The sequence below is a fragment of the Dolichospermum sp. UHCC 0260 genome (genome assembly GCF_009711985.1).
Taxonomy (GTDB): Bacteria; Cyanobacteriota; Cyanobacteriia; order Cyanobacteriales; family Nostocaceae; genus Dolichospermum; species Dolichospermum lemmermannii.
The window spans coordinates 1-11,034 of the sequence record NZ_VIKZ01000035.1 but is presented as its reverse complement, the minus strand read 5'-3'; the positions used below and the strand labels follow the sequence as shown (position 1 = coordinate 11,034).

The window sequence follows — 11,034 nt, the reverse complement described above, 5'->3', positions numbered from 1 at the left end:
AGTTATTAGAGGATTTTTCTACCAGTCAATACTTCTCGGACTTCTAGCATGGCTGAATAGGTGGGGAGAATGTGTAAAGTTTCATTCACTGGTGTATGCTCTAGAGCAGTAGCGATCGCTTGCTGCAAATTTGACTCTACAATCAGATTGATGTCACTGTCCAGAGATTCCTGACTATAACGCAGACGTAAAGCCATATCATACACGCGATCGCCACTGACAATCAACGTTCCACCCCGTGCTACTAACTTTTCTGTATCCACATCCCAAATCCATGATACATCAGTACCATCTGGGGTTCTGTCATTCAACACCAATAAAGTAGTTTTATCGGTACTTTCAGTGACGACGCGAATAGTTTCATTTGTTCCTACAGGGTTTTTTGATAATAAAATTCTTACCCGTTTACCATCAATTACCAAATCTTCTGCACGACCAAAAGCAGCTTGAAAATTATTAATTCCATCTCTAATACTAACTTCATCAACTCCTAATTCTTTTGCTGCTGTGGCTGCGGCTAAAGTATTATATTTATTGTACAAACCCACAAGAATTTGTGACCATTCCTGGCTTAATAATGCGGGTTGACTTTTAGTAAAACCACAACTAGGACAAGTAAAATCTCCCAAATGGGACAAATAAACCCCTTGATAATCTAAAGCATGACCACAGCTAGGACAATAAATAGAATCCACAGCATGAGGAATAGCTTCTAAATAATTTTCAGGTTCATTTAAACCAAAGAATAAAACCTTTTGGGGTAACTGTTGACCCAAATAGGATAAAGTCGGATCATCAGCATTGGGAATAACTACAGTTGTTGTTGGTAAAGTAGCAATCACCTTAGTCCACCGCTTACTAATACTATCCACTTCCCCATATCTATCCAACTGGTCACGGAACAGATTTAAACAAAGAATAATTCGAGGTTGTAGCGGTTTTAAAACCTTGGGAACTATATTTTCATCAACTTCCAAAATTGCATAATCTACATTCAGGTTTCCTAGCAGATTCGCATTATCTATCAAAGCCGTTGCTAACCCATTTTCCAGATTTGCACCTGTAGAATTATGGGCAATCCGAAAGCCCTTCCGTTCTAAAATGGTGCATAATAGTAAAGCAGTAGTCGTCTTCCCATTTGTTCCCGCAATGAGAATTATCCCATTTTTCACTTGCTGACTCAATAACTCCAAAATTCGGGGTTCTATCCGTCGCGCAATCGAACCGGGTAAAACACTAGCAGCACCAAGACGCAGTGACCTCACCAAAAACGTGACACTTTTGGCCATTGATACCGCAAAACCCAAGCGGAGTCTATCTATAACTTTTATTTTCTTACCTACAGTCATGATTTATAAATAACCTATAATTGCAAAAAGAATTTCATCCGTATTTATCTGCGTTTATCTGCGTTTATCTGCGGTCAATTATTCCAGAAATCTTATTCTATAGAACTTCATCTTCATTTCGTGTAAGTTTAACTAATTAGAAAAGATAGCATCAAAATGAGTATAGTCTCACTAACAAATAATTTTTTCTCTGAAAACACCAGTAAAGGTTATCTTAAAAAATAGTGCGTGGGTGTGATTATTATCCAAACCAGTTAACATCAGTTCAGCACAAACTCACAAAAAATAGTAGCAAAGACAAGGTTTCTGTTAATGAATAGCATAAAGTGGCTTTTTTTACAAACTCAAATAATTACTAACGGTCGCCAGTTAGTGTCAAAATGCTTATTGCTGCTTGTTTGTCTATTCGTAATTAGTATGCAGCCAGCATTAGCAGGTATTAAAGATGACCGATATGATGGCAATATTTTTGTAATTTATGCTGGTAATGGTTCTCTAGTTCCTTCCAAAGAAACACTAGCTCAGACATTAGCAGAACATAAACCAGCGATAGTGACATTCTACACTGATGACAGTAGCGATTGCAAAAAATATGCGCCGGTTGTTTCCGAAATGCAAGCATTCTATGGCCGCGCAACAGAAATCATTCCTATCAGCGTTGATACTCTTTTAGCTGACAAAACCTATCAACCCACAGAACCAGGATATTATTATGGAGGAAGTGTGCCTCAAGTTGTAGTTTTTGACCAGTCGGGTAAGGTAGTTTTCAATAAAAAAGGTCAAGTCCCTTTTGAGGAAATAGACGACAAATTGAGAGAAGTATTTGACTTATTACCCCGCACTGAGTCAGTCGAGTTAAAACGACGTTCACCGAGAGAATTCAGTAGTCAGTTAGAAGATCAATAGATATCTCCAAAAATTAAATGTGCGTTTCCTAGAACCCTTGTAGAGAGGTTCTATGGAACGTCTAACTCTCTCTAAGGAACGCAAATTTAGTAACCTGCAATTCTGATTTGACCGAAACTAGTGCGTTACTCTTTGCTTTAGCGCAGTCATTCTCGCAGATATTTGCATACCCTATTTTGGTAATTTAAACTAACCTTTAGGAAATTTAGAAAAATAAATATATGACAGGTTGTCATATTTGGCATTGATTGTATTTAAAATGAGATCAGAAAAATAAACATACTTCCACAGGAGAGAACCATGAAATCTATCGCAGCAACTTTGCGACGCTTAAGCCTAGCTGTATTAACAGTTATTGTAATTTTCGGTAGCTTTGCTGTATTTACCCCCACTGCATCTGCGGAAACATATACAGTTAAGCTAGGTAGTGATAAAGGCTTGTTGGCTTTTCAACCAAAGCAGTTGACTGTTAAGCCTGGTGACACTATTGAATGGATAAACAACAAAGTTCCTCCCCACAACGTTGTATTTGATTCTGCTAAAAACCCCGCTCATGACAAAGCATTAGCGACAGCTTTATCCCATACAAAGTTATTACTAAATCCCGGACAAAAACAAACAACCACTTTTCCTGCTGACGCTCCTGCTGGTGATTATACCTTTTATTGCCAACCCCACCGTGGTGCTGGCATGGTTGGTAAAATCACTGTTGAAGGCTAATATATAGCTATTAACCATCCCTGTGAATAGATGGGGATGGTAAAAGCAATCCTTTTGATAGACAATAAAGACATAAAAATACTTTTATAATTGTAGATAAAATGGTTATGTTCTCCAAATTTTCAATTTTAAAAAAATACTCCCCTCCTGATAGAGAAGGGAAAGTGTGGGTATTACTTCATATCATAACCAAACAAATTCGGATCAACTTCTCCTAATTGTAAATCCGCTAAACCGTATTCTTGCCAGCGTCTTTCTACCATTGCAGCTATATCAATATCTGATTTTAATGGTTCACCCCATTCATGTTCTGTTTCTGGAGGAATTTTTGTAGTGGCATCTATGCCCATTCTCCCACCTAACCCTAATTTCTCACTAGCAAAATCTAAAGTATCAAAGGGAGTATTTGGTAAAATAAATACATCTCTGGTAGGATCAACTTTAGAACTTATTGCCCAAACGACTTGACGAGGATCACGAACATTGATATCTTTATCAACGACAATCACAAATTTAGTGTAGGTAAATTGTGGTAACGCACTCCAAAACGCTAAAGCTGCTCGTCGTGCTTGTCCAGGATAGGCTTTATCTATGGAAATAATTGCGGCTTTGTAACTTAACGCTTCCATGGGCAGGAAAAAATCAACTATTTCTGAGACCTGTTGCCGTAAAATGGGGGTGTAAATCCGATTAAGAGCGATCGCCATCATGGCTTCTTCTTTCGGTGGCAAACCGCTAAATGTGGTAAGATAAATTGGGTCTCTGCGGTGTGTCATGCACTGAAACCGCACCAAAGGCGAATCTTCCACACCGCCATAATATCCCATGTGGTCGCCAAAGGGTCCATCGGGTAAAACTTCCCCCGGTGTAATTGTCCCTTCTAAAACAAACTCGGAATCTGCGGGAACTTCCAAATCTACGGTTTTACACTTGGCTAAGTTGACTCCCGAACCGCCATACAATCCAGCAAATAACCACTCTGATAAATCTACAGGAATGGGTGTGGCTGCTGCCATAATGATTAAAGGATCAACACCCAGAGCGATCGCAATCTCTAACTTTTTACCACGTTCTGCCGCTTTCCGCAAGTGTCTCGCCCCTCCCCGCACCGATAGCCAGTGTACGGTCATGGTATTATTAGATTGTAGCTGTAACCGATACACACCGACATTAGGGATTCCCGTCTCACAATCCTTGGTAATTACCAATCCTAGCGTAATAATCTTTCCGGCATCTCCCGGATAAGGACGTATTAAAGGTAACTTATTTAAATCTAAATCATTCCCTTCAATTACCACTTGTTGACAAGGGGGAAAAAAGTCCCTTCCCGGTTTGGCTTTGATTACGTCAAACAGCACTTTACCAAAATCTATGGCTTGGGAAATCTTTTTGGGTGGTTTGGGTTGCTGAAGCATACTCAGCTTCTTTCCCAGGGTTTCCAACTCTTCTGGTTTTTCCATGTTCATAGCCCAGCATATCCTTTCCACTGTCCCCATTAAATTTACCGCAACGGGGAAAGATGCACCTTTGACGTTTTCAAAGATTAAGCCTGGACCACCTTTTTGCAGCATTCGGTTGGAAATCTCTGCAATTTCCATATCTGGGTCAACTAAAGCCGAAATTCGCTTTAATTGTCCTCTTTCTTCTAGAATTTTAATGAATCCTCGTAAATCTCTCGCCATTGTTTTGTTTTAATTATGAAGAAGTGTAAAGCTATTGTTATTTTAGTCTTCATTCAGATAATTTGACTTTTTAGTATATATGTACTATAATAAGAGAAATATGGATTTTCCTCACGCAGAGTCGCAGTGAACCAGCGCTGTAGAAGGGTTTCCCTCCGTAGGCGACTGGTGAACCCTAAGAGGATGTTTTAAAAGTTTTTAATGTGTAAACAGACCCCTCTCCAAACCTCTCCCCTACCAGGGGAGAGGCTTTAAAACCCCCATTCCCTTGTAGGGAAGGGGGGGAGGGGGGTTAGGTTTTTGGAGATTATGGGTTTCATATAATACTTTTCAAACAACCTCTAAGGGAGACGGGGAGAGGAAAATTGAGTTTTTACCTGATAAAAGTTAGGGGGTTTTATGTCGAAGTTAAATCACCAGATTTCCCTGTTAGAACTTATCCAAATTTTATCGGCATATCGTCAAAATATCATTTTGAATTTACATAAGTTAAAGGAAGATTACCACCGAACTGGTATTAAACGGGTGAGAGGTGCGAGAAATATTGATGGTGATTTGATTACTCCTTGGTTACAAACTGAGGATGTTTATGCTGGTGATTTTGTGCAAATGGGTGTATTTGCTATAAATCGCAATACGGCTACTATTAATATGTTGATAAGCCGGAAGGTTAAGCTGGTGAAATCTGAAGATAATACCCATATCATTGAAGTTGCGGGTTTGCTGGCTCATGATTTGGATAATTTTAATAAATATACCATTGTTAAAGATGGAAAGGTTAATGTTTCTGCTTTAAATATCAAAATCAGTAACAAGAAAGTATTTGATTTATTGCAAGCTAAAGGTGTAATTATTGCTGACAAGTTTGATTTCAATTCTGAATATATAATTCAGTTAGATAATTTACCATTAGTTCCTGTTAATATCAAGTTTGCTAGTATTGATGGGTTATTTACTCAATTAGCAGAAATTAAAGTTGTCATGAGTATTTTGTCTGCTTATTTACGCCATCAATCAGATGTATTTGTGAGTAATCAGGTAGAGGAATTAAAACAACATTATTTGTCAAAAAATCTCTATCTGAATTTTCCTAAAACTCAGGAATATCCAGATACAATTGATTCTCATATCAGTTATAAAATTGAGTTTGGTAATCAGGATATTCTCAATTTGAGTAAATTATATGCTGCTAATCAATTTTTAGCGCGAAGATATGAGGTTTATGACCAAGAAACTGGGGAGATTTTCCCTAAACCAACTTTAGAGATGGGTTTAAATCAAAATATTGCTTTTCGACAAAAAGCCATTTCTGCAAGAATGAAACTGACTAAAGTTGATGATTTGATGAAACCCATTTTTGACGACTTTCTGGGAATTAATATCAATGGTAAAGTAGGGGAAATTCTCCATAAAGTTGGTAATCATCGTTTAGCGTTGCTATTATATGCTCAACACGCTGGCAAATCTGTCAATGGAGAAGATTTGATTACAGCTATGACGACAGCTTACCAAAAATTAGCAGCTTATGTTGAGCAAACTTACCAAGAAAATATTTCCCCTATGGTATTTTACATTGGTGTAACAGGACTTTTACCAAATAAAATATCAGCTAAAGCCATGACTGCTGATGAATTAGCCGCTAAATATCCCCATTTGCAATTTTCTAAACATGAACAAGCCGGGACATTTTTTGAAGTTGGAAATACCATTATTAGCGTTTACCCGCAAACCGAATATTACAGTAAGAAGTCATTAGCTATTAGTTAGTTAATTTTGTAGGGGTTTAGCATTGCTAAACCCTAATATTTTTGGCGGTTGATATGGTACAATATCAAGACTTGCTATTTTCAACAATCTCTCATTTATGACAATATCTGTAAATTCATTGCCGAAAATTACAAAGATGACATAGCGACATGGTTACTAGGTTCACCAATTAAATTAACAGAACTTAGTCCCACGGAATTATCAAATGATCCAATTAGAGCAGATTCATTAATATTATTACAATCAGATCAATTAGTTCTACATACAGAATTTCAAACCGATACTGATGAAGATATGCCCTTTAGGATGTTAGATTATCGAGTTAGGGTATATCGTCGGTTTCCTCAAAAAGAAATGCGTCAAGTAGTCATCTATCTGCGAAAAACAAGTTCTGACTTAGTAAGTGAAAATAGTTTTAAATTAAACAACACTTACCATCAATTTGAGATAATTAGACTTTGGGAACAACCAACCGAACAGTTTATGACAGTTCCAGGTTTATTACCTTTTGCAGTGCTAAGTCAGACAAAAGATCCTAAAATGGTATTAAGCCAAGTAGGAGAAGCAGTAGCAGCCATTACAGATCAAAAGATACAAGGGAATATAGCTGCTGCTAGTGCAGTTTTAGCCGGTCTTGTGTTAAAAAAAGATGTAATTAGGAAGATTTTCAGGAGTGAGATTATGCGAGAATCAGTGATATATCAAGAAATTCTCGAAGAAGGTGAAGCTAAAGGTATTGCAAAAGGTGAAGCTAAAGGTAAAGCTGAAGGAATAGCAGAAGCAACCAAAAAGTTAGCTTTAAATTTGTTGCGAATTGGTATGAGTTTAGAACAAATTTCTGAAGTTACGGAATTATCTCTGGAACAAGTTCAAGCTTTAGAAAGAGAGATAAAAAATCCTACTTCTAACTAAAGTAACTTCGATGTTTTTGGTTTCAATTTTCATAAAAATAATATCCCTGATTTTTAGCACAAGTCGGGGATATTTAATATAAAAATTTAATCGTTAGTTTCAACTATTTACGAACTAGGCTACAGCCAAACCTAACCACAAGCCAAAAACACAGTGAAATTCAGTAGATATTTGAGATTTTTGCCTCTTGATGGGGAATACTTAAATAAGATACTATCAATTACTTCCCCAATTCCTCAATATTTTTCATCGCTTGTTGATATAAATCCTTATTTCCTTCCTGATCAAAAATCGCTGCTGCCCGTTGTAAATCTTTTAATGCTCCCCGTTTATCACCAATTGCAGCATAGGCATTACCTCGATTATTGAAAGCAGCACCGAAGTTAGGATTAATGCGAACTGCTTCATTATAATCCGATATTGCTTTTTGTGGTTCTCCTCTTGATGCGTAAGCATTACCACGATTATTATAAGCTACAGCATATTCTTTATTGATCCGAATTGCTTGAGTGTAGTCCTCTAACGCCGCATTCTTATCACCTTGGTTTGCACGGGCGTTACCTCGATTATTGTAAACTTCGGCATATTTAGGCGCAATACTAATTGCTTGATTATAATCCGCAATCGCTCTTCTGTAGTCTCCTATAGATACAAAAGCATTAGCACGATTATTGTACGCTTCCGCATCCTGAGAATTTAGACCCAATGCCTGATTATAATCCGCGATCGCTCCCTCTTTATTACCAGTATCAAAATAAACCAAACCCCGACCTTTAAATGCTGGTGCATATTGAGGATTCAGACTAATTGATTTACTATAGGCAGCAATAGCCGCTTGGTAATTACCTTTAAGATGTTGAGTTTGTCCCTGAACATAAAATTCCCCAGCTTTAGAGGTTCTCCCTATCTGTGGATTTGGGGGACTTGCTCCTCTTTCTGTCACCAAAACATCTTGATTATTACTACAAGAAACGCAAATAATCCCGCTAAAAATAGTAACCATCGCTATAGTGAATGCTCTGTTTACTTCTCTGTGTTTGTGTCTCAATAACTGCCATTTCATAATTTACTATAAATCGCCATTATACCTGGAGTAAATCATTCACTAAATTGCTTACTTAGGAAATACTCTCGCTTTTTGATTAATATTCAATTCAAATGATAAAATTCCCTGAAGTTATCGGAAATAAATAAATTTATCCAGCCAATCACCGCATATTACTAAATACTAAAAAAATCCCTGATAGCTATATTTGTATTATTACTAGACCACCGTTGATAATTCTGTTAATTTTGTTAGCAATTTGAGAAAAATTTCCATACCAGTATCAGGAAATAGACTCAAAACTAGTTCACAGAGTTTCTCAGTATTCCTCACCTTCTTGATTTTTAGGCGTTATTTTCCAATAAGTATTTATATCAACATTTACAGTCAATTTTTCCAAATTTACCCCCAAATTTTTGCGAATATCTTCGGTTAGAGTAATTGTAAAATCTAAATCAACACCTTGATTTTCTACCAAATCTACCAATTCCTGAAACTGAGTCTTGATAGTTTTTCGCTCATAACTTGTAAGTTTACAAGATGATGTTTCAGAAATATTCTGGACTAACATCGCTTGTTTTACCCGTTCTTGTAAATGCTCAAATTCTGATTTGAGTATTTTTTGTTGCTGTTCAATTTCTATATATCTAGCAGTCAATAAACTTAGATCTTCCCTAATTGGATCTATCTTTAAGTTTGCCTCTAATTCTAATAATCGTAAATGTACTTGAGCTAAATAAATACAATCAAGATAAGCATATTCTATTTGTTCTTCAGTTAATGGTCTTTTTCCCCAATCGCTCGTTTGCTCTTGTTTATTAATATCATGAAAATTACAAAGTTTAGTAGCTAGGGTTTTCAATTGATAATTAGGTAATGGTAGTAAATAGACGGGAATTTTCTTCGCCATTTCCAAAGTACAAGTAATATTTTTGGCTTTTTTAGCTCCCAAATATTTCACGTCATAACCAGCATTATGAAAAACTTTTTCAATAGCATCATTAACCATAATCCTCTCCACAAAATCAGAAATTACATCTGATTTATCGAGAACATCTAATAAATAAACACTATTACCAGTCATATCTTCAGGATTAGCCAACACCTGAATCAGTGATAATCTTGGATTACGAGTTTTATAATCAGCAACTTCTGTATCTATCCACAAAGTTTTAGCTGTGGTATATTCAGTAATTAAGGAACGAATTTCCCTCGCAGCAGTAAGATAAGGCATTGGTAAATGTCAGGAAGTGTAAATTAGTTATCGCTTCCCAAAGTAACATTTTATGACTAATCATGCTGGCAAGTGCTACATCATCATTATTTTTATAGAAAATTTTCCATTAAAAAAAGCTCAGGTATTAATTCCTGAACTTTTATTCAACCTAATTATCCTAGAGGCGGATATTTGTTAAGCTTTGGTCTATGGATATTAGTAACGGTTTCCACCGCCGCCACCGCCATAGCCGCCGCTACGGCCACCACCGCCGCTACGGTTTCCACCACCAAAAGAACTACGTTCTTCTCTGGGTTTAGCTTTGTTCACTTTTAAATCACGTCCCATCCATTCAGCACCATCAAGGGCTTCAATGGCTTTTTCTTCTTCTGCATCTGATTCCATTTCCACGAAACCGAAACCGCGAACTTTACCAGTTTCTCGGTCGGTAGGTAGCTGAACACGCTTTACAGTGCCATACTCCTTAAAGATTTCGCTTAAGCCTTCTTGGGTAACTTCATAAGAGAGGTTGCCTACATAAATTGACATAGATTTTCTCCAAAATCATAAGAGTGTAGAGATTTAGATTTCGGAGAAAAGTCTGTAAATACCAAAGGGAAAAAGCCTATCAATACTAAAAACAAACGAGGTCCACCGAATTACTTCTCGACTCCCATTATGGCATAGAAAATAGATATCTAGGCAGTAAATTCAAAAAGTTTATAAAATATTTTTTTATACCTTAATTAGCAATGGCAGCATCAGCTTTTTATGGCATTCTCTCGTTATACTTAGTTTAAGGATTTTTAGGGGTTAATTCGGGCGTTTTAGCCTATTTTCTGATAAAATTATCAAGACTGAATCTAAAGGCTCAATTTTAGGTTTCTTTGTTCATGTTGCACTTTAAACATTCCTCAATTATTAACGCACCAATAGAAGTAGTTTGGAAATTCCACGAAAGACCAGACATACTCCAAATACTCACCCCACCTTGGCAACCTGTACAAATAGTCAGACGGGAAGGAGGACTATCAGCAGGTGCAATTACAGAATTTCGGCTTTTTTTGGGTATTTTACCCTTAACTTGGTTAGCGCGGCACACAGACTATGAAGAATATCGTCTGTTCACCGATGAACAGATATCTGGACCTTTTGAGTCCTGGGTACATCGTCATGAGTTTACAGAAGAAAATGGCAAAGCTAGATTAACCGATAATATTACTTATTCTATGCCTGGTGGTGATGGAATAGAATTTATTAGTGGTTGGTTAGTGCAAACACAGCTAGAAGCAATGTTTCGCTATCGGCATTATGTGACTAAACGCGAATGTGAAAAATGAATACAAAAAAACGCCCCCCATGATTGGAGAGCGTTTTCTATGTAACTAAACTTATTAACCGTTGATTGCAGGAGCGCTTAAAGCAACAGGAGCAACA

10 protein-coding genes are annotated in these 11,034 nt (G+C 36.9%); 5 read left to right on the top strand and 5 right to left on the bottom strand.

Annotated elements, in window-relative coordinates; genetic code table 11:
- Window positions 1-5: 5 nt before the first annotated feature.
- The gene (locus FJR08_RS14425; protein WP_015078371.1) at window positions 6-1,349 is read right to left on the bottom strand and encodes a Mur ligase family protein; all 1,344 of its coding nucleotides are present in this window, start codon (window positions 1,347-1,349) and stop codon (window positions 6-8) included.
- Between the two features lie 312 nt (window positions 1,350-1,661).
- On the opposite strand from FJR08_RS14425, the gene FJR08_RS14420 reads away from it, so the two are divergent.
- Window positions 1,662-2,255 carry a thylakoid membrane photosystem I accumulation factor gene (locus FJR08_RS14420; RefSeq protein WP_015078370.1) on the top strand — a complete coding sequence of 198 codons (594 nt, stop codon included), beginning with the start codon at window positions 1,662-1,664 and terminating at the stop codon, window positions 2,253-2,255.
- 300 nt (window positions 2,256-2,555) lie between these two features.
- Complete coding sequence (gene petE / locus FJR08_RS14415; RefSeq protein ID WP_015078369.1) at window positions 2,556-2,975, top strand: plastocyanin; 420 nt, start codon at window positions 2,556-2,558, stop codon at window positions 2,973-2,975.
- A 173-nt stretch (window positions 2,976-3,148) separates the two neighbouring features.
- Here petE and FJR08_RS14410 read toward each other — a convergent pair whose 3' ends face one another.
- Window positions 3,149-4,657, bottom strand: a complete 1,509-nt coding sequence (locus tag FJR08_RS14410; protein ID WP_168633622.1) for a UbiD family decarboxylase — start codon at window positions 4,655-4,657, stop codon at window positions 3,149-3,151.
- A 399-nt stretch (window positions 4,658-5,056) separates the two neighbouring features.
- Between FJR08_RS14410 and FJR08_RS14405 the strand changes: the two genes are divergently transcribed.
- Both FJR08_RS14405 and FJR08_RS14400 read left to right on the top strand, forming a co-directional pair.
- Window positions 5,057-6,424, top strand: coding sequence for a hypothetical protein (locus FJR08_RS14405; protein ID WP_168633621.1), 1,368 nt, complete (start codon window positions 5,057-5,059; stop codon window positions 6,422-6,424).
- Between the two features lie 93 nt (window positions 6,425-6,517).
- Window positions 6,518-7,336: an Rpn family recombination-promoting nuclease/putative transposase gene (locus tag FJR08_RS14400; protein ID WP_168633651.1), complete on the top strand. Its 819-nt coding sequence runs from the start codon at window positions 6,518-6,520 to the stop codon at window positions 7,334-7,336.
- A 220-nt stretch (window positions 7,337-7,556) separates the two neighbouring features.
- On the opposite strand, the gene FJR08_RS14395 is transcribed toward FJR08_RS14400, so the two are convergent.
- The 3 genes from FJR08_RS14395 to FJR08_RS14385 all read right to left on the bottom strand — a co-directional run bounded on the left by FJR08_RS14395 (window position 7,557) and on the right by FJR08_RS14385 (window position 10,146).
- The gene (locus FJR08_RS14395) at window positions 7,557-8,399 is read right to left on the bottom strand and encodes a tetratricopeptide repeat protein (protein WP_168633620.1); all 843 of its coding nucleotides are present in this window, start codon (window positions 8,397-8,399) and stop codon (window positions 7,557-7,559) included.
- A 301-nt stretch (window positions 8,400-8,700) separates the two neighbouring features.
- Complete coding sequence (locus tag FJR08_RS14390; RefSeq protein ID WP_168633619.1) at window positions 8,701-9,615, bottom strand: ribonuclease D; 915 nt, start codon at window positions 9,613-9,615, stop codon at window positions 8,701-8,703.
- Between the two features lie 198 nt (window positions 9,616-9,813).
- Window positions 9,814-10,146, bottom strand: coding sequence for an RNA-binding protein (locus tag FJR08_RS14385; RefSeq protein ID WP_168633618.1), 333 nt, complete (start codon window positions 10,144-10,146; stop codon window positions 9,814-9,816).
- 344 nt (window positions 10,147-10,490) lie between these two features.
- On the opposite strand from FJR08_RS14385, the gene FJR08_RS14380 reads away from it, so the two are divergent.
- Complete coding sequence (locus FJR08_RS14380) at window positions 10,491-10,937, top strand: SRPBCC family protein (RefSeq protein WP_168633617.1); 447 nt, start codon at window positions 10,491-10,493, stop codon at window positions 10,935-10,937.
- Window positions 10,938-11,034: the final 97 nt, after the last annotated feature.

Coding starts and splice junctions, on each gene's coding strand:
- petE (WP_015078369.1), top strand. CDS start 2,556: ATGAAATCTATCGCAGCAACTTTGCGACGCTTAAGCCTAGCTGTATTA.
- FJR08_RS14410 (WP_168633622.1), bottom strand. CDS start 4,657: ATGGCGAGAGATTTACGAGGATTCATTAAAATTCTAGAAGAAAGAGGA.
- FJR08_RS14405 (WP_168633621.1), top strand. CDS start 5,057: ATGTCGAAGTTAAATCACCAGATTTCCCTGTTAGAACTTATCCAAATT.
- FJR08_RS14390 (WP_168633619.1), bottom strand. CDS start 9,615: ATGCCTTATCTTACTGCTGCGAGGGAAATTCGTTCCTTAATTACTGAA.
- FJR08_RS14385 (WP_168633618.1), bottom strand. CDS start 10,146: ATGTCAATTTATGTAGGCAACCTCTCTTATGAAGTTACCCAAGAAGGC.
- FJR08_RS14420 (WP_015078370.1), top strand. CDS start 1,662: ATGAATAGCATAAAGTGGCTTTTTTTACAAACTCAAATAATTACTAAC.
- FJR08_RS14380 (WP_168633617.1), top strand. CDS start 10,491: ATGTTGCACTTTAAACATTCCTCAATTATTAACGCACCAATAGAAGTA.
- FJR08_RS14395 (WP_168633620.1), bottom strand. CDS start 8,399: ATGAAATGGCAGTTATTGAGACACAAACACAGAGAAGTAAACAGAGCA.
- FJR08_RS14425 (WP_015078371.1), bottom strand. CDS start 1,349: ATGACTGTAGGTAAGAAAATAAAAGTTATAGATAGACTCCGCTTGGGT.